The organism is Mesorhizobium sp. Cs1299R1N3 (genome assembly GCF_037179625.1).
Classification (GTDB): Bacteria; Pseudomonadota; Alphaproteobacteria; order Rhizobiales; family Rhizobiaceae; genus Mesorhizobium; species Mesorhizobium salmacidum.
Map to the genome: position 1 here is coordinate 1 of NZ_JAPYKQ010000004.1, position 25293 is coordinate 25293.

Sequence of the window (25293 nt, forward strand, 5' to 3'; positions counted from 1 at the left end):
CAGAAACGCACCGTCGAGGACACGTGGCGCCACATCGGACATCTCGTCGAAACCATCGAGGCAGCCGAATGTAAGAACTACTTCGAAAACGCAGGATACGCTTCCGTCAAAACGTGAAAGGCTCTAGTTTATCTTGTGATAGGTGACCTTGCCTTCCGGGGATACGCTCCGCTGGTAGTTGGAGCTTGGCGCGGGAGGCACTGCCGGAGCCGACCTCCTTCGCGTCACGCGCGGCATATCCTCGACAGCAGGCTGGTCGTCGGCGGCGCTGGCAACCGCCGCCGTATCTTCGGCGGGTGAGGGGAGTTCCACGACGCGCGGCATGTGGCCACCGTGATTTCCCGACATGTCCGGCGCTTGCCGGGCGATGGTGGCGTTGACCTCGCCGAAGCTCGCCCGCAGCCGGTCGTCCAGCGCCTCGAACCGGCTTTGGAATCCGTTGTTGACGGTGTCCAGCCGCGCGCTCATCCGCTGCTCGAACTGGCCGAGGTCTTCCAGCCGCGCCTCGATCGCGCGCAGGTCGTTGATGCCACGGTAGAGATAGACGGCCGCGGTGGCATTCAGAAGGGCAAACAGCGCCAGGCCGACACAAACGGCAACGGCCAATCTGAACCGGCTTTTCTCCTTGTCGAGCAATGGCGGTTCGACCGCCGCCACCAGGTCGTCGGGATCGCTGATCGTCGTCATTGGACCACCACCTTGGTGCCGACAGGCACGCGCCTGAAAAGATCGATGACATCGGTATTGGTCAGGCGAAAACAACCCGACGTGCCGTCGAAACCCACGCCCGAAGGATCGTTGGTGCCATGGATGCGATAGAGCGTGTCGCGACCGTCCCGAAGCAGATAGAGCGCCCGTGCGCCGAGCGGGTTGTAGGGCCCCGAGGGGACCATGTCAGGCAATTCCGGCCGGCGGGCGCGCATTTCCCGGGGTGGGCGCCACGCCGGCCACTCCGTCTTCGCCCCCACCTGGACCGTACCCGTCCAGCCGAAACCATCGCGTCCAACACTGATCCGGTAGCGCAGAGCCTCGCCCTTGCCGGTCACCAGATAGAGCGCTTTTTCCTGCTTGCGGATGATTATGGTTCCAATCTTCTCGGCGGTGGAAAACGCCACTGTCTTGCGCAGGCTGGGACCCATGGCCGGCAAGGGCGGGCGGCTGTCCGCCCACGCGCTCTGTCCGGCCGCAGGCGCCAGCGCCAGGCCGAGGAGGCAGGCCGCCGTCAGTCGAAAACGTTGGCCGCTAGCGGGCCGCATCGTCGAGCCGCTCGCGGAACATCTTCTTCAGATCCTTGTTGAAGCGCGCCCGCCCATCCACTTCGGACGGCAGCATCGCGCGGTTCAGGGCGTCGGCCAGCAAGGCGTTGTCGAGGCCGACCGACTTGATGTTCGGCGCCTTGAAGATCTTCTCCAGCTCGCTGCGCGAGAAGTGGTTGCCGAACCATTTGCGCTTGTGCTTGTTGGCCACCAGCGTGATTGAGACGGCATTGCCGCGCAGCTCACGGATCTTCTTGTAGAGCCGTTTGCCTTGCCGCAGCGAGGCGACATTGAGTTCGAAGACGATGAAGATCTCGTCGCTCGTCGACAGCACGGAATTGTGCCAGGGCGTTTCGATGTTCGGCAGGTCGATGACGATGTCGTCGAAACGGTAGGCGACAAGGTCGAGCAGCCGGAACACGAAATCGGCGCCATGCGGCTCGAACGGCAGTTGCGGCCGCTCGAAGGCATAGAGCGTCAGGCCGGACGGCCGCGACAGCTTGATGACATCCATCAGTTCGACATCGAGCCGTTCCGGCTGGCCGATGATGCCGGCAAGGTCGAACTGGTTGAACAGGTTGAGATAGGCGCCGCAATTGGCGCTCTGGAAGTCGAGGTCGACCAGGCAGGTCGAGGCCGCGCGCTCGGTCGATTTCGAGGCCAGGAATTCGGCCGCCGATAGCGCCAGCGTCGTGGCGCCGGCACCGCCGCTGGCGCTGATGAAGGTGATGATGCGGCTCTTGGCGCCCTGGTTGCCGCTGTCGTGGAAGGTGACGGCGTTGAGCAGTTCCTTGCCGTCGAGCGGCTTGTGCAGCCAGTCCGAGGCATTCATGCGCACCAAGACGCGCGTCTGCTCCGAGGTCAGCTCGTCGGAAACCGCGATCAGCGGCACGGTCGCCCACAGCGCGCGCGCCTCCACGATCCCTGGATTGCCAAGCAATTCGCCATTGCCGAGATCGAGGATGACGATGCCCGGGCGCGTGTCGGCCGGCGGCCCCTTGAGAAAATCACCCGTCTCGGCAACCCGCACATCATAGATCGCCAGCGCATCGAGCCGCGTCGCCACATCGCGCTTGAAATTCGGATCGGAGGAAAACAGCGCGACCTGCTTTCGCTTGGTAGGCAGAACCTTGGTGTTGATGGCGTTCATGGCCAGGTGCTCTTCATGTCTTCGCCCGTGACCGTGCTCAGCATGGAGGGCATGGTGATGTTTCCGAACCCGAGCAGTCCGCCCAGAAAGAAGAACTGGAAGGGATGGTTGGTGATGCTGACGGTGATGGTCGGCACCGGCCCGCTGGGACGCGTCCAATAGCCGAGACCGGATGCCTGGTATTGTATCCGCACCTCGGATTTCGCCAGCATCGGCAGGAATGTCTGCATTCCGGCCCGGCTGCTGTTGCCACTAAAAATGAAATCAAAAGCGGCTTGGCTTACATTGAGGTTCTGACACGTAGCGCCCGTGCCACAAGTGCAAGTGACGCTTCCCGCGGTATTGGCAGTGCAGATATAGTTGTAAGTGTTTGCAGCCACAGCAGTGCCGACTTTGGTTACATCGCTCTGCGTTATCGTCTCGGCCAGAAGCCCGCTGGCGACAGGTGTAGAAATCTGCGCCAGCCTTGCGCCGGCTTGCACCGCTTTGTTCCCTGCATTCCATTGGTAAAAGGCGTAGCCGAAATCGACGAAGCCAAGCAGAAGCGTCAACAGTAGCGGCATCACTATGGCCATTTCGACCATTGCCGTTCCGGACTGGTTGGCCCAAAACTTGATGCGCTCCGTCACCATCCAAGGACTCGTTCCTGATGGGACACGCTCAGCGTGAGAGCACCAAAGCCGAGATACGACCAGAAGCCGACGTCCGGATAAGAATAGGAGGTACTGACGTCCACGACGTTAACATTGGCTGTGCTACTGAGATATAATTGGGTGCCCGTCGCAACATCGACCGCGGCCGTGGGTATCGGGGTGATCAAAACTGTCGCTGGCAGCCATCCGGTCACCCTGGCGCTGCCGTTGGAGACCGCCCCCTTGGCAGCAAGGTTCTGGGCACGCCCCTTGCAGGTCTCCCAATCGCTGCTGCATCGTGCCATGTAGCGAGCCGCATCCTCAACGCCGGCTTCGAGAAGCAGGCGCGTGTTCAGGATGTTGGAGAACTCAAACACACCAGCCGATAACAGCAGCACGAGTGGTATGGTGATCGCGGCTTCCACCAAAGCGGCGCCATTTTCGTCGCCTTGGAACCGCTCAATGATTTTGCCGAACCTGGTCATGTCGATTTTACCGATACAGTTGGGCTTCGTTGCGGAATGCTTTGTCTAGAAGGGTGTTGTTCGCAAACCCTCCATCGACGTCGACGATCTCAAGGCTGATAGGCTTCTCGCCCGCCGTGGTGTCCTCATCGTCCTTGCTGTTATCTTGCTTCTGGATCGGGCTATTTATAAAGACACTGGCATAGCCATCAGGCTTGAGCTGGACATGGCCATTGATCTTTGCCTGGTTGGCAATGCAGTCGACGATCGCCATGTTGAGCAGACGGCGATCGGGATCCGAAGTCGGCGCCCCGCCTTTGAAACAGGCCGGAACGCCGGTTTCCTTTGTAGGCGCCTTGGATTTGTCCCCGACGAGTCCTTTCGCTATCTCGTACTTATAGACGTCATATCTCGAAGCCGGCACAGCGGCGCCGGTCGGGTTGGTGGTGCTCGGGACGGAGGGGTATGCGGCACCATGGTTGACCAGCCAGTAATTGCTGCGATCCCAGGTCGAATTCGTCATCCCCGTGGCGGAATCGAAGCTGTTGCCCGGCGGCAGCGCCATTGCTGTTCCGTCGGTGTTGGGCGCATATTTGTTGCAGTTTGCCGTCTTATCCACGCCCTTGCGCACATTGCTCGCCGGTCGATATTGCCAATCGGTGTCATGGCTCTTCAGCGAAGTGCTGTAGATGTCGAAGCGTACATTGAGACCAGCGTTGACCTGGCCCAAGGTGACGCCGGTCTTAGTGGTGAGCTTATCGCGTTGATAGCAGGTGCCGGCGGTTCCGACAGCGAGCGCATCCCGCAGCGACGCGAGATTGTTGTCGATCAGTCCGAAATTGCCTGGGCCAGGGTTCGAGTCAACCTTGAGGATACGATATTCGCGGCTATAGGTGAGCCCGGCGGCAAAAGCCTGCTGGATGGTCTTGCTGGTCAGCGGGTCGTTCGTCTCGAACGGATTGCACATGAAGATTGGCACCGTTTCGCAGATCGACTGGACAAATCCGGCCACAGCCTGTGGCCGAATATCGAAGGTGTTGTTTCCGCCGATAAAGCTTGCCGGAAAAATTGTCGCGAAAGCACCGGCACCATCCGCGTCACCGGACGGGTTTACTGTCACTAGGGAGAATGTCACGGCTTTGGGATCGGTGCTTGACCAGTCATGGCCATCAGTGTCGACGCCGGCGGCATTTAACCTGATGCTGTCGTCGGCAGGTATCCCAGTCAAATATTTAACGGTCACATCAGCCAAGGCGAGAGTGTGGTCACCATTGGATGTAGAAAATTTGGTGGTATTGGTCAGAAGCGTCGTCGCGGCCCGGTTGGCTCGGTCGATTGAATCCGCTCTGCCATCCAGTTCCGCAGCGGTCGCGAGCGCTAGCGCATCGACCCCTTTCTGCAGATCGTTATGCAGTCCGTTAGCCCGACTCATATCGATGGCCAGCAAGGCGAAGCCGATAAGCACCGGCAGCATAATAGCCACGAGGATCATCGCTACGCCGCGTTGATCGTTCCAGAAGGCACGAATGGTCCCCAACATGACCTTACTCTCTGCTCTCTTGCGCAAGGGCCCCTCACATGCCCGGCGCCTCCGCATCCTTCCGTTTCAGTTCACGGTGTCGTCACGCCCGACCCGCCGACATTGACCGTGATCGCCGGTGGCGGTGGCGGGGGCGGCGGAAATTTGTAGTTGTGCGCAACAAGAGCGGCGCGCGTGCCGTCGCTTTCGATGTGTGTATTCCTGGAGGCCGGGTTGAGCGGGTCGACCGTCTGCAGCAGCGAATTGTATTTCTGCGTATCGCCGGCGGCCAGCGTCACCGTGTCGTAGTGGTTCAGATAGTCCGCGGCGCAGCCCGACAGCGACCCGGCGCAGACAAGGACGATCAAGGCGCTATTTCTTGACATAGATCATCTTGTCCTTCGATTTGAAGTCGAGCATGTGGCCATAGGGGCCGGTGACGCCTTCGCCATGTTCGTATTTGCGGATCATATCCTTGTTCACTTCGAGCTGGCCGAGCACGAAGAATTCTGGATCGTTCGCCGGCCGTGTCTTGTCGAACGGTGTCGCCAGCTGCTCGCCGGGCTTCACCGGCCGCACGATATGCGGCGTGACGATGACGACCAGTTCGGTCTCTTCCTTCTGGTTGCTCGAATTGCGGAACAGCGTGCCGATGACCGGGACCTGGCCGAGCCAGGGCACCTGGTTCTGCAGCTTGGTGGTCTTGCTCGACAGCAGCCCGCCGACCGCGAAGCTCTGGCCGTCGCGCAATTCGACCACGGTCGACAGTTTGCGGTTGGTGAAGATCGGGTCGCCGGCGCTGGTGAAGCCGGTCAGATCGCTGACCTCCGGCGCCAGGTTCATGTGGATCTTCCCGTCGTCGAGTACGACTGGCGTGAACAGCAGATTGACGCCGAATTGCTTGTACACGATGCTTATTTCGCCATCCTTGTCGAGAGTGCGAATAGGCACTTCACCGCCGGCGTTGAAGCTGGCCTGTTCACCGGAAAGCGTGGTGAGGTTGGGGTTCGCAAGCATGCGCACCGCGCCCTTGGCTTCGAGTGCTTCGATGTACAAGTCGACCTTGATGTTGCTGTCGATAACGCGCGTGAGCAGCGCACCGAACGGAGTGGAATTGGAGAGTAGGCCGCTGAGCACGCCGGCCGCTCCCAGCACCTCGCCCTCTTTGTCGACGGCTGCAATGCCGGTTCCGGTGCGGGTGGTGCCACTGCCATTGGTGCTGGCGATCGAGACGCCGAGGTCGCGGCCGGCGTTGCGCTTGGCTTCCAGCACGCGCACTTCGAGATTGACCTGCTGGCTATCGTCGACGATGACGGAATTGATGATGGCGTCGGGCCCATATTGCTGGGCCACTTCCATGATGGCCGCCAGCGTGGCGCCGTCCTTGACATGGCCGCCGAGCCTGACCCTGCCATTGACCGAGCCAACTTCGATGCGCGATCTTGGCGAAACCTGGCGGATTGCCGCCGCCATGTCGCTGACGTCGACGCCGACCTCGATCTGGATGACGCCGAGTGATCGCTTCTCGGGTGAGAATAGGTTGACCGTAGTGGTGCCGGCGCCCTTGCCGATGACGTAGAGCGTGCGGTCGGTCATTGGCTGCGCATCGGCGATCTTCTCGTCCCCGACTACGATATCGCCGAGATTGGCATTCACCTGGAGCGTCACCGATTGCGACATCGGCAGGAAAATTCGATGGACGCTAGGGTTCGATACGTCGATGAAGCGATCGGCTGCATCGGCCGCAAGGCTCGTCAGCAACAACGCCCCCAGACAGGACAACGCGGCCGCCGCTAACCTCAACCAAAACCCCTGCATCCCCGTCTCCTAAATGCTGCTTGAGACAGCCACCGTGTCGCGCGGTATTATGCCGCACTATTATCATGGTTGTCGCGGTACGTCATATGTCTCGAGCTTCACTCCGCGAAATACGCCCACGGTTACGTTCTTCGGCGGTTCCGGCTGCACATATTTGACCACTTCCTTGACGACCTCGCGCACTTCAGGCGCAGATGTCACGGCCGGAGCGGGTTTGACCTTGCCCATTTCGTCAAGCCGGCTTCCCACCCGCTCCACGGCCTGGGCCAACCCGGCCAGCTTGTCGTCGGCCCGCTTGCGCTCAGCTGCCGCCAAGGCTTCCGCCGCTGCCTTCTTGTCGAGTTCGGCCTGCCTGGCGGCGACATCGGCCGGCGTTTCGCCGGTCAGATCGGAAAGTGTTACCCGTTCGGTGATTTCGCCCTTGCTAGCGGCGGCCTGGCGAAGCGCCAGCGACAATTGCCCGGCACCTGCCGCCAGTGTCAGCTTCTGCGCATCCTTGGTGCTGGCCTCGAGCGTCACCGACTTCACCACGGTTGGGCTGTCCTTGCTCTCGTCGGCAACCTGGTCGACGGCGAGCACCTTCATGCCCTGTAGCAGCACGTCGACAAAACTCTTGTCCGCGCCATCGTCGGTACGCACCGAGCGCGTCAGCAACACATCGACCCGGTCGCCGGGGAAGACGAATCCCGCGACGCCCAGCACGTCGTTGACCCTGATGGAAACAGCCTTCATTCCTTCGCCGAGCACCGCCGAAAGCGTGGCGCGCTGACCAGGTCCGGTGATCTTGCTGGCGAGGACAGGTTCGTTGGCACTAATGGTTTGAAGAGCCTGCCTCGTGCCCTCGCCTGCCAGAGCTTCCTTCGTTGTTTTGAAGGCGCCCGTTGGAACCGCGCCCGCCGGCCAGGCCACTTCGCGCAATTTATCTGCGGTGAGCGCGTCGCCGAACTTCAGCGGCATTGCCGCTACGACGACTGTGCTGCCTTGAACGAGGCCCGTTTGCGCCATGGCGCTACGCTGGCCGGCCAGCCAGATATTGACCAGAACAACCGCCAGAACGCCGAACACGCCGGCGAGAACGATCATGATAAGCGTATTGGCGCGCATGCCCCAAGCCCCAAGCCCCAATGCGGGATTCGCCCGCTGCGATCGGATTCAGGCCCGGCTCGAAAGATCCGGGCCTGAGTGTAGTCAGGCGATCAGCTGCCGACGCCGCTCGTGGCATTGCAGCCGCCGACAGAACTGGCCTCCATAGCAGCGCAGAGGCCAGTGAATCTGGCGTTCACCCATCCACCGATGGCGATGACCGTCATGATCGCGGCGACCGCGATAATGCCGATAAGGATGGAATATTCGACCATGGCAGCGCCGTTTTCATCGTCGCGGAACTGCCGGGTCATCGTCATGAGCTTGTTCATGTCAATTTCTCCCTTGGAGGTTTGAACCCGACGAGACAGAGCCAAGGATGAACTCCATACCCAAGCATCCCCCGTCATCTCGATCCTAGGTCCCGAGAAATTGCAGAGTCAAACGGGATTAACGGTTCCTTAACTTTCCAATACATGAACTTTCGAGTTGAGCGCGCCTTTGATTTTCAGCAAGAGCTTGATTCGCCTAATTTTTCAAGCGTCCTTAACCATTCGTTCACAATTATGACCACCCACTAATGAAGTGACACCTACTTTAGCCATATGGCATATCCCTTTATATCTAAGGGGTTATAGCCAAATATGGGGTGGCCGATGTCGCAGCCACGCAAGGGGCCACAGACGCCTCCAAAGTGTATTTCGACACTCATGTTTGGCAACGTAGGAATCAGAAATAAAAACGATGTTTTTTTGGGTGCGCCTCTTAACTATGTTGAAAGTATTGACCAGGCGCGAGACACCACGGCGCTTGTGCCCTGATTGGTTAACGTTTAGTTTCCGCTAATGCAGGGCTAGGGGAGCATAGGCGATTATGCTGGGGCGGTTCATCAAGGGGCAAGGCGCACAGCCGGCCATGACAAGCGCGGAGACGCTGACAGTTCTGCCTCTCGCTCCCGCCCTTTCTCCGGTCACCGAAATCGAATCGCATGGCAACGATTTTCTGACACTCAAGGTTGAGCTTCATCGCCATCTTATCGATCGGTTCAATCTGACCGCTCTGGAAAATGCATCGAAGGATGAGATCCTGAACGAGATCCGCCCGATCGTGCGCGAATTTGTGCGGGGTCGAAATGTGCCGTTGAACGCCCGCGAACTCGATCAATTGACCAGCGACACGGCTGACGAGATGCTCGGACTGGGGCCGATCGAACCGCTGCTCAAGGATGATTCGATCACGGACATCATGATCAACACCCACAAGCGGGTTTTCATCGAGCGGCATGGCATCGTTGAAGAAACAGCAATCCGGTTTCGTGACGAGGCGCATCTGCTGCGCGTAATCAACAAGATAGTCTCGAATATCGGGCGTCGGGTCGATGAATCCTCGCCGATGGTCGATGCCCGCCTGGATGACGGCTCACGCGTCAACATCGCGGTGCGACCGATCTCGGTCGATGGTCCGCTGGTGTCGATCCGCAAATTCTCCAAGAACCCCTATTCGCTTGAGCGTTTGATGGCATTCAATTCGATCCGCCCGCCGATGATCGATATGCTACGGATCGCAGTTCAGGCGCGCAAATCGATTCTGGTTTCGGGCGGCACCGGTAGCGGCAAAACGACCTTGCTCAACGCGCTGTCAAGCTACATCCCCTCGAAGGAGCGGCTGATCACCATCGAAGATGCGGCCGAGCTGCAATTGCAGCAGCCGCATGTCGGGCGGCTGGAGACGCGCCCGCCCAATGTCGAGGGAAGGGGCGAGGTTCGTCAGCGCGAATTGCTGAAGAACGCGCTGCGCATGCGGCCGGACCGCATCATCGTCGGCGAGGTGCGCGGCGAGGAAGCCTTCGACATGCTGCAGGCCATGAACACCGGCCATGAGGGGTCGATGACCACCATCCACGCCAACACCCCGCGCGACGCGATCTCGCGGCTGGAACAGATGGTCGGCATGGCCGGCATGCCGATGACGCACGACTCGATCCGGGCGCAGATTGCCTCCGCCATTGACATCATCGTCCAAACACAGCGTCTTTCGGACGGCGGCCGGCGTGTCACCTCCATATCGGAGCTGACTGGCATGGAGGGCAATGTCGTCCAGCTTCAGGAAATCTATCATTTCGTCCGCCGTGAGGTCACAGCCGAGGGCAAGGTCATCGGAGACTTTCGCGCAACCGGCGTCCGTCCGCGGTTCGCTCCGGAGGCCGCAACCCTGGGGCACCATTTCGCCAAGGACGCCTTCAACCCGCAGGTCGCCCTCTGATGATGCTTACCGGCCAGGAACTGCTTTATTTCATATACGCACTTGCGGCAGCTTCGGTCATTCTCGCCGGCGAAGCCCTGTATCTTTCATTTGCCGGCCGCCGCTCCCGGTCTCTAGCAGTTAATCGCCGATTGAAGCGGCTCGCTGGCGACGTCCCGGCCGAACAAACGTTACAGGGGTTGCTGCGAGAGCGCGGGCTTACGGACTCGGGCGATTTTCTTTTCGGTATGGTCTGGTTGAACAGGCTCTATACCCAGTCCGGAATTACCGGAAATCCGTTGACCTTCGCCGCAACATTTCTGCTTGCAGGGCTGGCGATGGCGTTGCTGCTGGTACTCTTCAATTTTTCCGCTTTGGCATCGCTCATTGTCTTTCTAGTCGTAGGGCTTGTCCTGCCGCTTCTCGTCCTCCGGCGTGCCCGCAACAAACGAATCCGGAAGTTCGCCAAACAGCTGCCGGATGCGCTGGACATGATTGTTCGCTCGCTGCGCGCCGGACACCCGGCTTCGGTCGCGATCGGCCTTGTGGGGCGCGAGATGCCCGATCCGCTCGGCACCGAGTTCGGCATCGTCTCCGACGAGATCACCTTTGGCCTCAGCATCGAGCAGGCCGTGCGAAAGCTTTCGCAGCGTGTCGGCTTCGAGGGCCTTCAGCTGCTATCGGTATCGCTGTCGATTCAGGCCAAGACGGGCGGCAATTTGACCGAAATTCTGGCCAATCTTTCCTCGGTTCTGCGTGAACGGCAGAAGTTACGCATGAAAATCAGGGCGCTTTCGGCCGAAGGTCGCGTCTCCGCGTGGATCATCTCCTTGTTTCCTATTGTGATGTTCTTCACACTTCAAATCCTTTCCCCAGCCTATTACGGCGCCGTCTGGGGCAACCCGCTCATCTTCCCGACATTTCTGCTTTTTGGTTTGTGGGCGCTGCTTGGCGACTTCATCATGTACCGGATGGTTACTTTCGATTTTTGACTGGGGAGCGACGAACAAAATTGTTTTCGAACATTCAGGACCTGGGCTTCTTGGTGTCTATTGCCGTCTTTGTGGCGGCGGTGTCCTTCTTCCTGTTCGGTGCGCTTGTCTTTCTGCCGGCTCTGCAGACACGAAAGCTCGTCACGCAGAGCCTGATGGGCGAAGGAGCTACAGACCGCCGATCGATGCTCGGACAAGACCAGCTTGCCAAGCTTGCGGCGCAACGGCCGGTCGATGCCTACTTCAAGTCGATCGAGAAGGAATGGGAAGAGCCAAACGCCTTGGAAGCGAAGCTGTTTCGCGCCGGCTTTTATCAATCAAGCGCACCGCTGATTTATACGCTGTCCCGCCTTGTCGCGGTCTGCGTCGGTTTTCTGGCGATGTATGCACTGCTGTCGCGGGTTCTGCCGCCGCACCTGCCAGGTTTCATCACCCTTGCTGGTTCTGCCCTGTTCGGCCTCGCCTGCATGGTGATTCCCTCCATTCTGCTCGACCGTTTCGAGAACAGCAAGAAACAGGTCTATCGTCGAGCCTTCCCCGACTTCATGGACATGATGATCACCTGCGCCGATGCCGGCATGAGCCTGGAGGGGGCAGTCGAACGCGTCAGCCATGAAATGGCCGCCACCCACAAATGGCTGGGAATACAGCTGTCGATCATGAATTTGCAGTTGCGTGCTGGCAAGCCGTTGCGGGAAGCGCTACGCGAACTCTCGGATCGCATCGGACTTGATGAGGCGCGGGCACTGGCTGTCCTGTTCCGTCAATCGGAAGAACTCGGCACCAGCCTCACCGATGCCTTGCGTGTTTATAGCGCCGAGATGCGTGGGCAACGGATTCTGAGTGCCGAGGAGCGCGCCAACTCTCTGCCCGTCAAAATGATGATCCCGTTGGGGTTGTGCATCTTCCCTGTCGTGATGATGGTCATTATGTTGCCGGTGATCATTCGCATGAGGGGTATTTTCTTCTAGTTTGGTATATAATTTGATTCTAATGTCGGTCGGCGGGGCTCTCGGGGAAAATCGTATGAAAAGGCCATTAGCGGCTGCAGCCAGTCTGTTGATGATTGCGCTGGCCGGCTGCCAGACGAACGCGGTGGACGCCAACGACGGTGTCGTCCGTACCAACGAGCCATCGAAAGGCGACGTGACATCCTTCGGCGATGCGTTCGACGGGCTAAAGACGGTCAGCAACGTCGAATATTACGCGTCGGACCAAGCCGTGGCGGAGGCCAAGAACCAGTTCCGCGCCGAAAACTACGGCAATTCCGGCGCCTTGTTCTTCAAGGCGACGCAACTGGCGCCCAATGACGGCGGCGCCTGGATGGGTTTGGCCGCTTCCTGCGACCGGATCCACCGCTTCGACCTTGCCGACCGCGCCTATGGCCGCGCCTTCAAGCTGATGGGGGCATCGCCCGAATACTACAACAATGTCGGCTATTCCTATCTGCTGCGAGGCAAGCTGCAGGACGCGCGCAGCAATTTCCTCAAGGCCTATGAATTGGCGCCCAACGATCCGACCGTGGCCAACAATCTGAAGCTGCTCTCGTCCAGCGTGCAGAACATCGAGCGCTGAACGTGCTGCTGATCGAAGCCATACTGCTGAAGGTACTGGCTGCGGCCCTGCTCGCACGGATTGGCTGGCTCGACTTTACCACTCAGAAAATATCCAACCGCGACGTGCTGTTGCTGCTCTGCCTCGGGCTCGGATCGCTGCTGCTTCTGTCGCTCCGGGCCGGGTCCTGGTGGGATATGGGTTTGAGCGCGCTTGCAGGGCTGTTGCTGTTTCTGGCGCTCTTCCCATTCTGGTTGCTGCGCAAGATCGGTGCCGGCGATGTCAAGCTGCTGGCGGTCGTGCCGCTTCTGATCGGCGGTAGCGGCCTGACGGTATTTTCGCTGCTGCTGATGGTTTTCGCGCTCGCCACGGCCCTGGTCGTGAAGAACCCGCTCCTGCTGCCTCAAAGTGCCTTCCGCGTCTACGTGCAGCATCTCGATCAGCGGGGCGTGGTGCCTTTCGGCGTGCCGATCTCGGCGGCCGCGATCTGCACGATAGCGCTCCAGGTCTACTGGAGTTTTGTCTTGGCCAACAGCTCTGGAATCCTGGGCCAGCTCAACTAGCGCCTCGTCGCTGTGTAGATACCGTTCAGCGCGACCGATGCGGGTCAGAAGTGCGCCTCTTCGCAGCCGCCCAATCCCGGCTGAGCTGGCTCATGAATCACCACGGTTCACGAAATATTATGTGACGGAACGTCCAGGCCGCTAGTTTCTTTGACCCTCGAGGCGGTCGTTCGCCTCGGTAACTCAAAGGAGACGAAGAATGCCCAATAAAGGCGGTAGCCATGAGCAACATGTGAAAGCAGGCCAGCAGAGCCACAAGAACATGGATGACAAGAACCGTCAGCAGCAGGCGGCCGGTGGCAACCAGCGCCAGCAAGGCGACAGCTCCGGCAACATGCGCGGCGGGACCCATGAACAGCATGTGAGAGCTGGCGAGCAAAGCCACAAGAATCGCTAGCCAACCCCTGTGGCATCGAGCCCGCCCCGAGCGCTCGGGACGGGCTCCGCGTGGTGATAGGCGCTGCGGTCAACCCACCTGGTCCGGCGAAAGAGAGGCCGCCGAAAGAGAGACAGATCTGATGCCCGATCCGAGAGAACCCGACCCCAACCGCGACGTGCCCATGCCCGCTCCCAACTGGAAGCCCAAGCCGATCGGAGAACCGGAGCCGGACGGATTGCCCGATGAGGCGCCGTTGCCCAATCCCGATGAGAACGAAGAGCCCCCGTTGCATGCGGCCGGCTGACCCGATTGCGGACGTCGTTCGGTCACTCGTCGTCGGCGTGGCCGCCTTCCCTTGAAGGATCGCGTGAAATGACCGCCTCCTCGACATCGTCGGGCAATGCCTCGTCGCTTTCCTGGTAAGCATTGTCGTCATCTTCCTCGGGCAAGTCGCCCTCGGCCTCGTCTTCCACCTCGGCGTCGTCGGGAAGGATTTTCGCGCCTGCGAGCGCGTCCCAGTCCTGCTGCTCGATCACCGGACCTTCGGTTTCTGCCGCGTCTTCGGCCTGCACTGCGTCGTCGGGCTGCACTGCGGGTTGCTTTGTTTTGCGGGGGTCCATCGTCGTTCTCCGAAATCCTGGGGACTTTGCGCGGTCACCAGCGGTGTAGCTTGGGCACAACTTGCTATCGGGACGGTTGTTCCAGCCATTTCGCGAAGAGGCGACCTGGAGGGCGCCTCCGCCCAGCGAGCGCGCCCGCGGCGCGAATTCCGTCACTCGATCTGCCGCATGGTGCACTGGCGCGGCGCCTTGTCCGGGCGCCAGCGCAAGAGTTTGGTGCCATGCCGGAACCTGTCGCCGGTGACATGGTCGAAGCGGACCTCGACCACCAGTTCCGGCCGCAGGGGCTCCCATTCGCCGCTGCGCTGCGTGCTCCAGCGGCTCGGTCCGCCCGGCGCCTTGCCGGTGAAGCCGGGTCCGCCACGCAGCTTTTCCAGCTCTCGGGTGACACGGGCCCGGTCATCCCTGCCGATGGTCGAGGTAAAGCCGACATGGTCGAGTTTGCCGCTCTCATCATAAAGGCCGAGCAGGAGCGAGCCGACCTCGCTGCTGCCGGTCAGATAGCGGAATCCGCCAACCACGCAGTCGGCGGTACGCAACCGTTTGACCTTGACCATCGCGCGTTCGCCCGGCCGGTAGGGGTCGGCCAGCAATTTGGCGACGACGCCGTCGGTGGGACCATGGCCGGCCCCTTCCAGCCAGCGCCTAGCGGCCGCCGGATCGGTCGCGCTGGGCGAGAGCCGCAAGCCGGGCTTGGCGCAATCGCGAACGAAGCCCTCGACCGCCCGGCGGCGCCGCGACAACGGTTCGCCAAGCAGGATCGTGCCGCCCGGCGCGGCCAGCATGTCGAACAGGATCAGCCGGGCAGGCGTTTGCGCGCTCAGCTTGCGGATACGGCTTTCGGCCGGGTGAAGCCGCATCTGCAGCGCGTCGAAGGAAAGCTGGCCTTCGATTTCGATGACGATTTCGCCATCGACAACGAAGTTACGGGCCTCCACCTGCTGCAGCATGGCGACGAGTTCCGGGAAGTAACGGCCAAGAGGTTTGCCGGATTTGGCGCGCAAGTCGACATCCGTGTCGCCCTTGAAGGCGAGGCAGCGAAATCCGTCCCATTTGGGCTCGTATTGCCAAAGGCCTTCCCCCTCCGGCAGGGCGTCGGCGGCCTTGGCCTCCATGGGCGGCGTGTCCAGGGGTAGGGCAAATCTGTCCGTCATTGCCTGAACCATCGCTCTCCGGGGCGTCGCGCCCCGCGGCGAAGCGCCCGCAAAGACACCTCAGGCGCCGAGATCGATCAGAGCCACACCGAACTCGGCACGCTTGCGGCGGCGCAGGTGACCCGGCGCTTCCACCACGGTGACTTCCAATGTCGGCCGAACGGTGCCTTCGAGCAGATGGCCGCCCCTGGTCGTGCCGTCGCTCAAGCCAAGCACCGCGTGGACATGAAGACTTGGCTTGCCATCATCGCCCGTTGCGACATCACCGATCGCGCTCAGGACCTCGCATTGCTCGTCGACCGGGATTTTTCGATAGCGCTTCGCCTCCAGGTCGAACCAGCCGACAGTGGCCCGTTGGAACGCGCCGATCGCCGTCAGGGACGCGCTGCCGATCGTCTGCTCGACCGCGAAGCTGGTCAGTGCCGCGAACGCTTCCTCACCCGGGTCGAGCACCACGACAAAAGTCCGTTGGCCATTGGCCTCGTTGACGAGTCGCGATTTCATGCCGGTGTTCCGATCTTCGAGGCCGTTCAGTGGGCGTGGTGTTCGGCGTTCCTCTTGCGGGTCGCCGCCGCCTTCCTTGCCGATTCGGACCGGCTCGCGGCCGATCGGGAAGCGGACGCCTTTCCGCCGCTCTTGCCGCCCTTGTGCGCGGCCGGATGACCCGTGTGCTTGCCACGCCCGGAGCCGCCTTCCTTCTTGCCGCCACCATCGTCCTTGTTGACCGTCGCCCATGCGCGCCGCTCGGCTTCCTTGTCGGAGACGCCACGCTTCTCATAGCCTTCGGCAATATGATCGGCCTTGCGTTCCTGCTTGTCGGTGTATTTGGATTTCTCGCCTCGTGGCATGATCGTTTCTCCTTCTCGATGGAGGTTGAACGTCAAGTCGGCGCCCAGGTTCCAATCGCGGTCGGCGAACCGGCCGTTCCCGACATCGTTCATGACCGCCTCCGGGCTGCTATTCCTCAGGCGCCGTCGCCGGTGCGGTGTAGCGCCGCCGAACGGCATCGAGAACCCGTTTGCGGCTCTCCTCCGCCGAAAGCTTCCTGTCCTTTTCCGCCTCGGTGGTTTCGCGGGCGAGATCCTTGTCCCTGATCTGTTGGCGGAACCATTTCGAATAGTCGCCCGCGCGCAGATGGAACTCCCAGGTCTTGTCGTCTATGCCTTCGGCCATCTGGGCAAAGATCATCAGATTATGGGCCCTGAGGTTCATCGCGTCGTCGGGACCGCGGAAATAGAAGCTGCCGGTCTCATCGAGTTGGCCCTCGGCATATTTGCGGCTGTGGCGCTTGAGAGACTGACGAGGTTCGATGACCTTGACCGTCGTGAGTTTTTTGCGCGCCTGCGGCCGCCAGAACAGAACCCGGTCGCCCTTGGGCGTGGGAATGTCTTTCGGCGGCTCGATGCCCGTCTCGTGGCAGAAGGCCTTCACCACGTCCTTCGCCTTGGGGCCAAGGGCGATGACCGCCGTAACCAGGCGCAGGGCGTCGGTCGAAATCGCCTCGGGATGGACGGTGATCAGGATCGTGCCCGGCAGTTCCAGGGAGAGCACGGAACGCGTATCGTCGCGCCGCTTCGGAAGAAGATGGTGCGCTTCGTCGATGACCAGCCAATGCGGTCTTGCGGTGCGGCGGCGGAAGCTGCCAAGGCCAGGCAGCAGGTCGGCAAAGAAGTCAGGCCGTTCATCGACACGAAGCGCCAACCCGTTGACGACGATATTGCTGTCGGCCTTGGCCATCAGATCCAGCACCTGCGCCTTTGTCGGCGCGCTCGACCCATCCCCCAGCCGAACGGCGCCCTCGAGGCCGTCATAGTCACCCTCGGGGTCGAAGACGCAAAACTGAAATCGGCTCTCGACGAAGCGTTCCGTCAGCGCGGTGGCCAGGGTGGATTTGCCGATGCCCGAACTGCCGGCGATGAGCACGCTTTCGGTCGGCGACAGATAGATGTCGTCGCCACCGGACGATCCCAGAACAATGCCGTCATGACGTTTCGGCACGATCCCATGGTCGCGTTCGATCAGCTTGGCGATCAGTTCCTCGACGCCTTTGCCGCGTGCGCCGCGCGTGACCAGGTTTGCGGTGCCTTTGACCGCGGGAATGGCATTGTCGACCGCAACGCTGCAGCCGCAGGCCTGCAGGAAGGCATGATCGTTCTCGGCGTCGCCGATACCCACCACATTGTGCGGCGACAGGTGAAGGTCCTCGAGTGCGGCCGCCAGCCCGGTGGCTTTGTTGACGCCGCTCGGCAGGATCATCACCGCGCCCTTGTTGAAGATGATTTCGAGCTCGAGCCCCATCTTCTTGATCACCTCGAGCACGGTCGCCTGATGCGGCTCCCAGGTGGCGACGATCGACCGTCCCGCCGAAAGTGGCTTTACCCCCTGTTTTTTCAGCCTGGCGACGAATTTGGGCTCCGGCGATGGCGAGATCACCCGCTCCTCCTCACTCGCCGGGGTGTAGATCAGGGCGCCGTTCTCGGCGACGACCTTGTCGAACATGCCGATATCGGGAAACACGCGCTTGAGGTCGGGCAGCTCGCGTCCGGTGACCAGAAGCAGTTTGCGGCCACTTTTCTTGAACCGCTCCAGTGCGGCGAGGGTTTTCTTGGAGACAGCCCCGTCATGTGCGAGCGTGCCGTCATAGTCGGTCGCCAAGGCAATGAAATACATTGCGATGACCTCAGTAGCCGCCGACGATCGGCAGGATCTCGCCGGTGATGTAACTCGAGCAGTGCGGGGAGGCGAGGAACACATAGGCCGGAGCCACTTCCTCCGGCTGTGCCGGCCGTTTCATCGGCGTGTCCGCGCCGAATTTCGAGACGTCGTCGGCTTCCTTGTCGGACGGATTGAGCGGCGTCCACACCGGGCCAGGCGCGACCGCGTTCACCCTGATGCCCTTGGCGATGAGGTTGCCCGAAAGCGCGCGCGTGAAGGCGTGGATGCCGCCCTTGGTCATCGAATAGTCGACCAGTTGCTTGGAGCCGTCTATGCCGGTAACCGAACCGGTGTTGACGATCGCCGAGCCCGGCTTCATGTGCGGCACCGCTTCCTGTGCCATATGGAAGTAGCCGTAGAGATTGGTCTTCAGCGTGGTGTCGAAATGTTCTTCGGTCAGGTCGCCGAAGTCGCTGGAATGGATCTGGAAGGCGGCATTGTTGACCAGCACGTCGATGCGGCCGAATGTTTCGACCGCTGCCGCCACGGCATCGTGGCAATCCTGCCGTTCGCTGACGTCGGCCTTTATCAGGATGCAGCGTCGGCCTTCTTTTTCGACGGCGGATTTTGTCTCTTCGGCGTCCCTGTCCTCGACCAGGTAGACGATCGCGATATCGGCGCCTTCGCGGGCGAACAATACCGCCACGGCGCGACCGATGCCGGAATCGCCGCCTGTGATGAGAGCCACCTTCTCCTCGAGTTTCCTTGATCCGAGATAATAGGGTGCATCGTAGAGCGGGGCAGGTTCGATCGCCGCTTCATACCCGGGTTTCGCCTGATGTTGCTTGGGGAAGGGCGGCTCGGGATAGGTGCGCGCGCCTGCCTGCATGGCGTGTTCAGCCTTGCCGTCACGCTTCGATTTGTCCTTGGCACCGATGCCGCGCTGGATATGGCGTTGCTTGGCGGCTTCACCGGCGGTCTGGGATTTCGTCTCCATGGTTGTCTCCTCGGCTGAAGAAAGTTCAACGCGCGGCGGACCGAAAGGTTTGCGCGATGCCAAAGCTTGTCTTCCGCGTCAGTCCTTGACATAGGCTCCGGGTTGGCGGCCCGATCTTGGAGACGTCGCGTCCTTCGAGTGTTCGGAGATCGTCGGGCCCGCGCCGGATGTCTTTTCGGTTGCCGGGCTGGGTGTCGCCTTGCCAGGCTGGCCTCCAGGCTGATGTGTTTCTTCCTTTGTCTGATCCGCTGGTCGCGTGAGCCCCATTCCGCCTGCCGGCGGCTTGTTGCCCGCTGCATCGGGTGAGAAATCATCGCTCGGATCCGAGCCGGTCCTCGCCGGATATTTCCGTGCGCCGGTTTCGTATTCGGTCCTCTCGCGTGCCATGGCCGCCTCCGTGTTTGCCTGAACGGAAAACAGCCGCGGGCCGATCAGGTTCCGAACAAACGGTGATGGTCGTCCGTTTTGCCGGCGGTCGCATCGGCCCTCGCGTGTGACGGCTGCAGCCCGCGCGCTCGCCAAGCCATGCTCCTTTTTCAAGGATGGCGCTCCGGAAGAAAAATGTTTTCCGATTTCGCCCCAGGGCGACCGTCAATTCCTTTTGTTCGGCAGCAATGTCTATAAAAACTATGGACATTCCGGCCAGCTGGTTCGAAAAGAGCACAGGGCATCCATCATGACCAACCCGGCCATTGTCGGCTTCTCCGGCAATTTCACGCGGCCCTCCAAGACCCGCGGCTTCGTGGACCATATCGTGACGGAGATCGCCGGGCGATACGGCCTTACCGCCAGCACCCATGATATCGTTGATCTCGGTCCCAGCCTTGGCAATGCCAAAGGGACGCGCGACCTGGATGTACAGGCTCGCGCCATTCTCGAGCGGATCCTGGCCGCCGATGTCCTGGTGGTCGGCTCGCCCACCTACAAGGGCAGCTACACCGGTCTGTTCAAGCACTTCTTCGATCTCGTCGACCCGGCGGCCCTCAGGGGCAAGCCGGTGCTGCTGGCGGCGACCGGCGGCGGCGACCGCCATGCGCTGATCGTCGAGCATCAGCTGCGGCCGCTGTTCGGCTTCTTCGAGGCCTTTGCGCTGCCGACGGCCGTCTTCGCCTCGGAGAAGGATTTCGTCGACGGCGTGCTGGCATCCGAAGCGATCCGGGCCCGTATCGGTCTCGCGGTGGATGATGTCGGCCTGGCGCTTTTCGGCCGGCAACGCGCCAGGATCGCCGCCGAGTAGCGTGCTGCGGAATATCTCCCACTCCGACCCATGAGCGCGCTGAAGCGGCCCCTGAACGCGCTTGGCGCGCGGTAGGGCGACATCCAGCACGCTGCCTGTGCCACCTGACCGTCAGCGGCGTTGCCAGGATGATGCCGATTTCGATGGCGATGGCCGACGCCCGATCGGACCTGGCCCGATATCCAAAGCCCCATCCGTCGAGGTTGCCGTGGTCCCGGCCGATGCCGTAGACAAGCGGCGGTGAATCACATTGGCGGAGAAGAAACACATGTCGGATCGGATGAAAATCATCTCCGCTGCCAAGTCGCATGGCGGCGTCCAGGGCGTCTATTCCCACGCTTCGGAAGTCTGCGCCTGCGACATGACCTTTGCCGTTTTCGTGCCGCCGCAGGCCCATGAAAGACCTTGCCCCGTCATATGGTACCTATCCGGTCTCACCTGCACCCACGCCAATGTCATGGACAAGGGGGAGTACAGGCGCATGGCGGCCGAGCTTGGCCTGATCGTAGTCTGTCCCGATACCAGCCCCCGCGGCGCCGGCATTCCCGACGAGAAGGACAATTGGCAGTTCGGCAGCGGCGCCGGATTCTACGTCGATGCCACGCAAGAACCCTATGCCAGTAATTATCGCATGTATTCCTATGTCACCGAGGAATTGCCAGCGCTGATCGCGCGGGAGTTTCCGGCCGACATGACGCGTCAGGCGATCTTCGGCCACTCGATGGGTGGACATGGCGCATTGACCATCGCGCTGAAGAATCCTGAACGCTTCAAGAGCTGCTCGGCCTTCGCGCCGATCGTGCAGCCCAGCACCGCCGGCTGGTCGAAGCCGGCCTTCGAAAAATATCTTGGTGCGGACGAGAAATCATGGCGGGGCTACGATGCCACCTTGCTCATCGAGGAGGGCCACCGCTTCCCGGAGCTTTTCGTCGACCAAGGGACATTGGACGGATTTCTCGATGATGGACTGAGGCCCTGGCTTCTGGAAGCGGCATGCGCCAAGGCCGGCATTGCGCTGACGCTGCGCATGCAGGACGGCTACGATCACTCGTATTTCTTCATCTCGACATTCATGGACGATCATCTGAGATGGCACGCCCGAAGACTGTCCGGCGCTGAAGCCGGAGCATAGCGGCGGGCTCTTCTCATCAAAGCCCGAACCGGTCCTTCACCCGGCCCGAAAGGATCGCCGCCTTGACGCCAAGCGGCCAGAAGCTATGGAACCGGATTGGCTTGAGCGGCGATATCGGCATGGGAAACGGCGATGTCTCGTCGCCCCGCAGGCGCCGCGCCAGGGCAGCGCCCATCGCCGAGGCCATGGCAACACCGCGGCCATTGTAGCCAAGGCAGATCAAGATCCCGTCTTCCGGCTCGTGAACGTGCAGGAGATGGTCATTGGTGATCGCGACCCGACCGTTCCAGCCATGTGTCCACCCGGTTCCAGCAAGCGCCGGCCAGAGCCGCAGCGCATAGTCGGTGAGGTAGCGGATGGCGGAAGCATCGCCGATCGGGCTCATCGGGCCCCGGCCGCCCATGAGAAGCCGGTTCTGGGCGTCGATACGATAGTACACGGTGATGTTGCCGGCTTCGTAGACGACGGGCCTTTCGGGGAGAATTGCCGCCGCCGCTACCGGCGCAAGCGGCTCGGTCGCCGCGATGGCGCTGAACACCGGGACGAGCGACTGCTCCAGGCCGGGCCACAGGTTTCCGGTATAGCCGTTGGTCGCGATCAGGACCTTTTCGGCGCTGACGGAACCGCCTGCTGTCTCGAGGACCCAGCGTCCGGCCTGCCTGCTCAGCGAGAGCACCTCGCTGCCGCCGAATATCCGCGCGCCGGCCATCTGCGCGGCGGCTGCCAGGCCAAGCGCGTATTTCAAGGGATGGAGGTCGCCGCCGCGGGCATCGAACATGCCGGATATATACCTGTCCGTGCCGCTACGCGCCGCCATCGCCTTTGCGTCCAGCATTTCAACCGGCATTCCCCGCCGCTCGCATTGCGTTGCCGTGGCCCGCACGGAGGCTGCCGGCTTCGGCCGGATCGCCGCTCGTATGGTGCCGTTCTGCCGGGCCTCGCAATCGATCGACAGGCGCCTGATGAGACCGAAGGTGAAATCCGGCGCGCCGTAGGAGAACTCGATCATCCGCGGCCCAAGCTCCGGGCCGAACATCGCCTCGACGGTGTCCGGATCGTATTTGAGGCCGGGATTAACCTGGCCGCCATTTCTGCCCGACGCTCCCCATCCAGGCTGATGGGTCTCGATCACGCAGACGTCTTCGCCGGCTTCCGCCAGATGCAAGGCGGTGGAAAGGCCCGTGAAGCCACCGCCAACGATGGCGACCCTTGCCTGCTGCGGACCGGCAATGGCGGGGTACTTGCCGGCGCCGCCAGCCGTTTCGCGATAGAGGCTCCTGGGCGGGCTGCTTTCCAGCATATGACGGGCTCTCACGATAGGGCGGCGGGCTTGACGGGCAACCGGCTTTCAACTGCCCGATATCCGGCACGCACGGCAGACCCAGACTTTTTTGTCGGATACGCCAGGCAATTCTGCAGGGCTTTCGGAAATCACAGCTTTGGACATGTTGGTCTCCCCCATCGCCGGCCGATTATCGTCTTGGACAAACCTCGAACAATCGCCGCCCGTGGCATTTCGTATGAAAGAGCTAACTTTGTGATCGCGCGTGCGGCGGATAACGTCACCCTCAATCTCACTCGAGGCTGTTTGTACATGCTTGTATATGCAAGTCGATCTGATAGTCTCTCTGCCGCGCAACCGGAGCGGCCAAGGAGGATCAATGCGCAACGCTTCTCTTTTCGACCTTTCGGGCAGGAAGGCGCTTGTCACCGGCGCCAGCCGCGGCATTGGCCGCAGCATCGCCGAGGCGCTGAGCGCCGCCGGCGCCGACCTCGCGGTCACAGCGCGTAACCTGGACTCGCTCGATGAAACGGTGGCGGCCATCCGCGCGGCCGGCGGGGTCGCGCATGCCATTGCCCTTGACGTGACCGATGTCGGCCGGTGCCGTGCGGCCACCGTCGAGGCAGCCCGCCTGCTTGGCGGCCTCGACATTCTCGTCAACAATGCCGGGGTGGAAGAGGTCCGGCCCTCGCTCGACGTCGACGAGTCCCTCTGGGACCGGATCATCGATACCAACCTCAAAGGGGCGTTCTTCTGCGCCCAGGCGGCGGCGCGGCAGATGCGGGACGCCGGGCGGCCCGGCGCTATCATCAATCTCTGCTCGCTGACTTCAGAAGTCGGCATTCCAACAGCGGTGCCATATGGTTCGTCGAAATCGGGCCTGCTCGGCATGACACGGGCGCTGGCAGTGGAATGGGCGGAACTTGGCATCAGGGTCAACGCCATCGCCCCGGGCTATTTCAGGACGGCGATGACGGAAGTGTTCTACGGCAACGAGGCGTGGCAGCAATCCATGCTCGCCAAGATTCCGCAGCATCGTTTCGGCGATCTGCGCGATCTGCACGGCATCGCCGTGTTCCTTGCTTCGGATGCCGCGGCCTACATAACCGGCCAGTCCATTCCGGTGGATGGCGGTTTCCTGGCATCGATCTGAGGCGGCTCGCCCAGCTTCGAAAACAGAGTCTTCCGCAATGTGACCGGCCGGCACATTGCGTTCCAACAGGAGGGAATACCATGCCTGACGTCAGCTTCCACGATCTGTCATCCCTCGATGCCATCCGGCGGGCCGGTCTGCTGAAACGCGCCGAGAGCGATCTGTCGGTCTTCGTCGAAAAGGTCCGCCCGATTATTGAGGCGGTCCGGAACGAGGGCGACGCCGCCCTGATCCGCTTCGCCAGGGACTTGGACAAGGCCAATGTGGCCGAAGGCGAACTGAAAGTGTCGGAAGCGGAATTTGATGCCGCCTTCGACAAGGTCGAGAAGGATGTCGTGGAGAGCATCGGGTTCGGCATCGAAAACATCCGGCATTTTCATGAAGAGCAGAAGCCGGAAACCATGTGGCTCAAGGAAGTCCGGCCGGGCGCCTATGCCGGCGACAGATATACGCCGATCGCGTCGGTCGCGCTCTACGTGCCGCGCGGAAAGGGCGCCTTTCCGTCGGTGACGATGATGACGTCGGTTCCGGCTGTCATTGCCGGCGTGCCGCAGATCGCCATTGTGACGCCGCCAACCTTGGATGGCTCCGTGGACGCGGCCACGCTGGTCGCCGCTCGCCTCGCCGGCGTCGAGACCGTGTACAAATGCGGCGGCGCGCAAGCCGTCGCCGCGGTCGCCTACGGCACCGAGACGGTGAAGCCGGCGCTCAAGATCGTCGGCCCGGGCAGCCCATGGGTGGTGGCCGCCAAGAGCGTGCTGTCCTCGATCATCAACACGGGTCTGCCGGCCGGGCCGTCGGAGGCCATGATCTTTGCCGACGACAGCGTCGACGGAGGCCTTGCCGCGCTCGATCTGCTGATCGAGGCCGAGCACGGGCCGGATTCCTCGGCCTACCTGGTGACGCACAGCCGCAAGGTTGCCGAGGCGGCACTTGCTGCACTTCCCGACCACTGGTCGCGCATGACCGAGCAGCGTGTGGATTTCTCGCGCGCGGTGCTGACGGGAGAGCGCGGCGGCATCGTGCTGACCGCGTCGTTGGAAGACTCTTACCGCTTCATCAACGACTATGCGCCCGAACATCTCGAGATACTCTCGAAGGAGCCGTTCGCGCATCTCGGCCACATCACCGAAGCGGCCGAAATCCTGATGGGTCCGCACACGCCGGTCACCCTCGCCAATTTTGTCCTCGGACCGAATGCCGTGCTGCCGACCAGCCGCTGGGCGCGGACCTATGGGCCGCTTTCGGTGACGGATTTCGTCAAGCGTTCGTCGGTCGGCTATGTCACCTCGGCCGCCTATCCGGAACTGGCGCTGCATGCCCGCAGGCTCGCGCGCTACGAGGGCTTCAGCTCGCACGAAAACGCGGTTTCGGAAATCCGCGACCGCTATCTCGCCGGCTGAGCGGAGACG

28 protein-coding genes and 1 pseudogene are annotated in these 25293 nt (G+C 61.6%); 12 read left to right on the plus strand and 17 right to left on the minus strand.

The window, feature by feature from the left end:
• Positions 1-117, plus strand: a pseudogene (locus O7B34_RS11130) (IS630 family transposase); the annotation flags it as partial.
• 6 nt (positions 118-123) lie between these two features.
• Here O7B34_RS11130 and O7B34_RS11135 read toward each other — a convergent pair.
• The 10 genes from O7B34_RS11135 to O7B34_RS11180 all read right to left on the minus strand — a co-directional run bounded on the left by O7B34_RS11135 (position 124) and on the right by O7B34_RS11180 (position 8254).
• Positions 124-687 (minus strand): hypothetical protein, encoded by a 564-nt coding sequence (locus O7B34_RS11135; protein ID WP_337146133.1) that lies wholly within the window; start codon positions 685-687, stop codon positions 124-126.
• Positions 684-1256 (minus strand): L,D-transpeptidase, encoded by a 573-nt coding sequence (locus O7B34_RS11140; protein WP_337141298.1) that lies wholly within the window; start codon positions 1254-1256, stop codon positions 684-686. Before O7B34_RS11140 ends, O7B34_RS11135 begins: the two co-directional genes overlap by 4 nt.
• Entirely contained in the window at positions 1243-2406 is a 1164-nt protein-coding gene (locus O7B34_RS11145; protein WP_337127927.1) for an AAA family ATPase, read from the minus strand. Before O7B34_RS11145 ends, O7B34_RS11140 begins: the two co-directional genes overlap by 14 nt.
• On the minus strand, positions 2403-3038 hold the full coding sequence (locus tag O7B34_RS11150; RefSeq protein WP_337146134.1) for a TadE/TadG family type IV pilus assembly protein: 636 nt from the start codon (positions 3036-3038) through the stop codon (positions 2403-2405). The genes O7B34_RS11145 and O7B34_RS11150 overlap by 4 nt, the downstream gene beginning before the upstream one ends.
• Complete coding sequence (locus O7B34_RS11155) at positions 3032-3523, minus strand: TadE/TadG family type IV pilus assembly protein (RefSeq protein ID WP_337146135.1); 492 nt, start codon at positions 3521-3523, stop codon at positions 3032-3034. Before O7B34_RS11155 ends, O7B34_RS11150 begins: the two co-directional genes overlap by 7 nt.
• A 7-nt stretch (positions 3524-3530) precedes the next feature.
• Positions 3531-5042: a TadE/TadG family type IV pilus assembly protein gene (locus tag O7B34_RS11160; protein ID WP_337146136.1), complete on the minus strand. Its 1512-nt coding sequence runs from the start codon at positions 5040-5042 to the stop codon at positions 3531-3533.
• Between the two features lie 71 nt (positions 5043-5113).
• Positions 5114-5407: a hypothetical protein gene (locus O7B34_RS11165; protein WP_337146137.1), complete on the minus strand. Its 294-nt coding sequence runs from the start codon at positions 5405-5407 to the stop codon at positions 5114-5116.
• Positions 5394-6839, minus strand: coding sequence for a type II and III secretion system protein family protein (locus tag O7B34_RS11170; RefSeq protein ID WP_337146138.1), 1446 nt, complete (start codon positions 6837-6839; stop codon positions 5394-5396). Before O7B34_RS11170 ends, O7B34_RS11165 begins: the two co-directional genes overlap by 14 nt.
• Before the next feature lie 63 nt (positions 6840-6902).
• The gene (cpaB, locus tag O7B34_RS11175; RefSeq protein WP_337146139.1) at positions 6903-7943 is read right to left on the minus strand and encodes a Flp pilus assembly protein CpaB; all 1041 of its coding nucleotides are present in this window, start codon (positions 7941-7943) and stop codon (positions 6903-6905) included.
• 92 nt (positions 7944-8035) lie between these two features.
• Positions 8036-8254 (minus strand): Flp family type IVb pilin, encoded by a 219-nt coding sequence (locus O7B34_RS11180; protein ID WP_337146140.1) that lies wholly within the window; start codon positions 8252-8254, stop codon positions 8036-8038.
• A 541-nt stretch (positions 8255-8795) separates the two neighbouring features.
• Between O7B34_RS11180 and O7B34_RS11185 the strand changes: the two genes are divergently transcribed.
• From O7B34_RS11185 to O7B34_RS11215, 7 genes are all read left to right on the plus strand, one after another.
• The gene (locus O7B34_RS11185) at positions 8796-10184 is read left to right on the plus strand and encodes a CpaF family protein (RefSeq protein WP_337146141.1); all 1389 of its coding nucleotides are present in this window, start codon (positions 8796-8798) and stop codon (positions 10182-10184) included.
• Entirely contained in the window at positions 10184-11155 is a 972-nt protein-coding gene (locus O7B34_RS11190; RefSeq protein WP_337146142.1) for a type II secretion system F family protein, read from the plus strand. The genes O7B34_RS11185 and O7B34_RS11190 overlap by 1 nt, the downstream gene beginning before the upstream one ends.
• 20 nt (positions 11156-11175) lie before the next feature.
• Complete coding sequence (locus tag O7B34_RS11195) at positions 11176-12126, plus strand: type II secretion system F family protein (RefSeq protein WP_337146143.1); 951 nt, start codon at positions 11176-11178, stop codon at positions 12124-12126.
• A gap of 55 nt (positions 12127-12181) precedes the next feature.
• Positions 12182-12730, plus strand: a complete 549-nt coding sequence (locus O7B34_RS11200; protein WP_337146144.1) for a tetratricopeptide repeat protein — start codon at positions 12182-12184, stop codon at positions 12728-12730.
• 2 nt (positions 12731-12732) lie between these two features.
• Positions 12733-13272 carry a prepilin peptidase gene (locus O7B34_RS11205; RefSeq protein ID WP_337146145.1) on the plus strand — a complete coding sequence of 180 codons (540 nt, stop codon included), beginning with the start codon at positions 12733-12735 and terminating at the stop codon, positions 13270-13272.
• 199 nt (positions 13273-13471) lie between these two features.
• Positions 13472-13669: a hypothetical protein gene (locus O7B34_RS11210; protein WP_140505812.1), complete on the plus strand. Its 198-nt coding sequence runs from the start codon at positions 13472-13474 to the stop codon at positions 13667-13669.
• Positions 13670-13790: 121 nt separating this feature from the next.
• A complete protein-coding gene (locus tag O7B34_RS11215) occupies positions 13791-13955 on the plus strand; it encodes a hypothetical protein (RefSeq protein WP_084636794.1) in 165 nt (54 codons plus the stop codon).
• A 22-nt stretch (positions 13956-13977) separates the two neighbouring features.
• Here the strand turns inward: O7B34_RS11215 and O7B34_RS11220 are convergent, their stop codons facing one another.
• The 6 genes from O7B34_RS11220 to O7B34_RS11245 form a co-directional block, all read right to left on the minus strand.
• Positions 13978-14271, minus strand: a complete 294-nt coding sequence (locus tag O7B34_RS11220; protein ID WP_337146146.1) for a hypothetical protein — start codon at positions 14269-14271, stop codon at positions 13978-13980.
• Positions 14272-14423: 152 nt separating this feature from the next.
• On the minus strand, positions 14424-15437 hold the full coding sequence (locus tag O7B34_RS11225; protein ID WP_442920961.1) for an ATP-dependent DNA ligase: 1014 nt from the start codon (positions 15435-15437) through the stop codon (positions 14424-14426).
• Positions 15438-15485: 48 nt separating this feature from the next.
• The gene (locus O7B34_RS11230) at positions 15486-15929 is read right to left on the minus strand and encodes a PPC domain-containing DNA-binding protein (protein ID WP_337146148.1); all 444 of its coding nucleotides are present in this window, start codon (positions 15927-15929) and stop codon (positions 15486-15488) included.
• 26 nt (positions 15930-15955) lie between these two features.
• On the minus strand, positions 15956-16273 hold the full coding sequence (locus O7B34_RS11235; RefSeq protein ID WP_140505910.1) for a plasmid stabilization protein: 318 nt from the start codon (positions 16271-16273) through the stop codon (positions 15956-15958).
• A gap of 109 nt (positions 16274-16382) precedes the next feature.
• Complete coding sequence (locus tag O7B34_RS11240) at positions 16383-18095, minus strand: HAD-IIB family hydrolase (protein ID WP_337146149.1); 1713 nt, start codon at positions 18093-18095, stop codon at positions 16383-16385.
• A gap of 10 nt (positions 18096-18105) precedes the next feature.
• Complete coding sequence (locus tag O7B34_RS11245; RefSeq protein ID WP_337146150.1) at positions 18106-19077, minus strand: SDR family oxidoreductase; 972 nt, start codon at positions 19075-19077, stop codon at positions 18106-18108.
• Positions 19078-19753: 676 nt separating this feature from the next.
• On the opposite strand from O7B34_RS11245, the gene msuE reads away from it, so the two are divergent.
• Positions 19754-20314 (plus strand): FMN reductase, encoded by a 561-nt coding sequence (msuE, locus tag O7B34_RS11250; RefSeq protein ID WP_337146151.1) that lies wholly within the window; start codon positions 19754-19756, stop codon positions 20312-20314.
• A gap of 268 nt (positions 20315-20582) precedes the next feature.
• A complete protein-coding gene (gene fghA / locus O7B34_RS11255) occupies positions 20583-21446 on the plus strand; it encodes an S-formylglutathione hydrolase (protein WP_337146152.1) in 864 nt (287 codons plus the stop codon).
• Positions 21447-21462: 16 nt separating this feature from the next.
• Here fghA and O7B34_RS11260 read toward each other — a convergent pair whose 3' ends face one another.
• On the minus strand, positions 21463-22746 hold the full coding sequence (locus O7B34_RS11260; protein WP_337146153.1) for an NAD(P)/FAD-dependent oxidoreductase: 1284 nt from the start codon (positions 22744-22746) through the stop codon (positions 21463-21465).
• 361 nt (positions 22747-23107) lie between these two features.
• On the opposite strand from O7B34_RS11260, the gene O7B34_RS11265 reads away from it, so the two are divergent.
• A complete protein-coding gene (locus O7B34_RS11265; protein ID WP_337146154.1) occupies positions 23108-23881 on the plus strand; it encodes an SDR family NAD(P)-dependent oxidoreductase in 774 nt (257 codons plus the stop codon).
• A gap of 80 nt (positions 23882-23961) precedes the next feature.
• Positions 23962-25284, plus strand: coding sequence for a histidinol dehydrogenase (gene hisD, locus O7B34_RS11270; RefSeq protein ID WP_337146155.1), 1323 nt, complete (start codon positions 23962-23964; stop codon positions 25282-25284).
• Positions 25285-25293 lie beyond the last annotated feature (9 nt).

Bases quoted from the DNA above. Each gene is read 5' to 3' on its own strand.
- msuE (WP_337146151.1), top strand. From the start codon at position 19,754: ATGACCAACCCGGCCATTGTCGGCTTCTCCGGCAATTTCACGCGGCCC.
- O7B34_RS11155 (WP_337146135.1), bottom strand. From the start codon at position 3,523: ATGACCAGGTTCGGCAAAATCATTGAGCGGTTCCAAGGCGACGAAAAT.
- O7B34_RS11170 (WP_337146138.1), bottom strand. From the start codon at position 6,839: ATGCAGGGGTTTTGGTTGAGGTTAGCGGCGGCCGCGTTGTCCTGTCTG.
- O7B34_RS11210 (WP_140505812.1), top strand. From the start codon at position 13,472: ATGCCCAATAAAGGCGGTAGCCATGAGCAACATGTGAAAGCAGGCCAG.
- O7B34_RS11240 (WP_337146149.1), bottom strand. From the start codon at position 18,095: ATGTATTTCATTGCCTTGGCGACCGACTATGACGGCACGCTCGCACAT.
- O7B34_RS11150 (WP_337146134.1), bottom strand. From the start codon at position 3,038: ATGGTGACGGAGCGCATCAAGTTTTGGGCCAACCAGTCCGGAACGGCA.
- O7B34_RS11245 (WP_337146150.1), bottom strand. From the start codon at position 19,077: ATGGAGACGAAATCCCAGACCGCCGGTGAAGCCGCCAAGCAACGCCAT.
- cpaB (WP_337146139.1), bottom strand. From the start codon at position 7,943: ATGCGCGCCAATACGCTTATCATGATCGTTCTCGCCGGCGTGTTCGGC.
- O7B34_RS11180 (WP_337146140.1), bottom strand. From the start codon at position 8,254: ATGAACAAGCTCATGACGATGACCCGGCAGTTCCGCGACGATGAAAAC.
- O7B34_RS11220 (WP_337146146.1), bottom strand. From the start codon at position 14,271: ATGGACCCCCGCAAAACAAAGCAACCCGCAGTGCAGCCCGACGACGCA.
- O7B34_RS11225 (WP_442920961.1), bottom strand. From the start codon at position 15,437: ATGGTTCAGGCAATGACGGACAGATTTGCCCTACCCCTGGACACGCCG.
- O7B34_RS11260 (WP_337146153.1), bottom strand. From the start codon at position 22,746: ATGCTGGAAAGCAGCCCGCCCAGGAGCCTCTATCGCGAAACGGCTGGC.
- hisD (WP_337146155.1), top strand. From the start codon at position 23,962: ATGCCTGACGTCAGCTTCCACGATCTGTCATCCCTCGATGCCATCCGG.
- O7B34_RS11190 (WP_337146142.1), top strand. From the start codon at position 10,184: ATGATGCTTACCGGCCAGGAACTGCTTTATTTCATATACGCACTTGCG.
- fghA (WP_337146152.1), top strand. From the start codon at position 20,583: ATGTCGGATCGGATGAAAATCATCTCCGCTGCCAAGTCGCATGGCGGC.
- O7B34_RS11230 (WP_337146148.1), bottom strand. From the start codon at position 15,929: ATGAAATCGCGACTCGTCAACGAGGCCAATGGCCAACGGACTTTTGTC.
- O7B34_RS11160 (WP_337146136.1), bottom strand. From the start codon at position 5,042: ATGTTGGGGACCATTCGTGCCTTCTGGAACGATCAACGCGGCGTAGCG.
- O7B34_RS11165 (WP_337146137.1), bottom strand. From the start codon at position 5,407: ATGTCAAGAAATAGCGCCTTGATCGTCCTTGTCTGCGCCGGGTCGCTG.
- O7B34_RS11265 (WP_337146154.1), top strand. From the start codon at position 23,108: ATGCGCAACGCTTCTCTTTTCGACCTTTCGGGCAGGAAGGCGCTTGTC.
- O7B34_RS11145 (WP_337127927.1), bottom strand. From the start codon at position 2,406: ATGAACGCCATCAACACCAAGGTTCTGCCTACCAAGCGAAAGCAGGTC.
- O7B34_RS11185 (WP_337146141.1), top strand. From the start codon at position 8,796: ATGCTGGGGCGGTTCATCAAGGGGCAAGGCGCACAGCCGGCCATGACA.
- O7B34_RS11235 (WP_140505910.1), bottom strand. From the start codon at position 16,273: ATGCCACGAGGCGAGAAATCCAAATACACCGACAAGCAGGAACGCAAG.
- O7B34_RS11140 (WP_337141298.1), bottom strand. From the start codon at position 1,256: ATGCGGCCCGCTAGCGGCCAACGTTTTCGACTGACGGCGGCCTGCCTC.
- O7B34_RS11215 (WP_084636794.1), top strand. From the start codon at position 13,791: ATGCCCGATCCGAGAGAACCCGACCCCAACCGCGACGTGCCCATGCCC.
- O7B34_RS11135 (WP_337146133.1), bottom strand. From the start codon at position 687: ATGACGACGATCAGCGATCCCGACGACCTGGTGGCGGCGGTCGAACCG.
- O7B34_RS11200 (WP_337146144.1), top strand. From the start codon at position 12,182: ATGAAAAGGCCATTAGCGGCTGCAGCCAGTCTGTTGATGATTGCGCTG.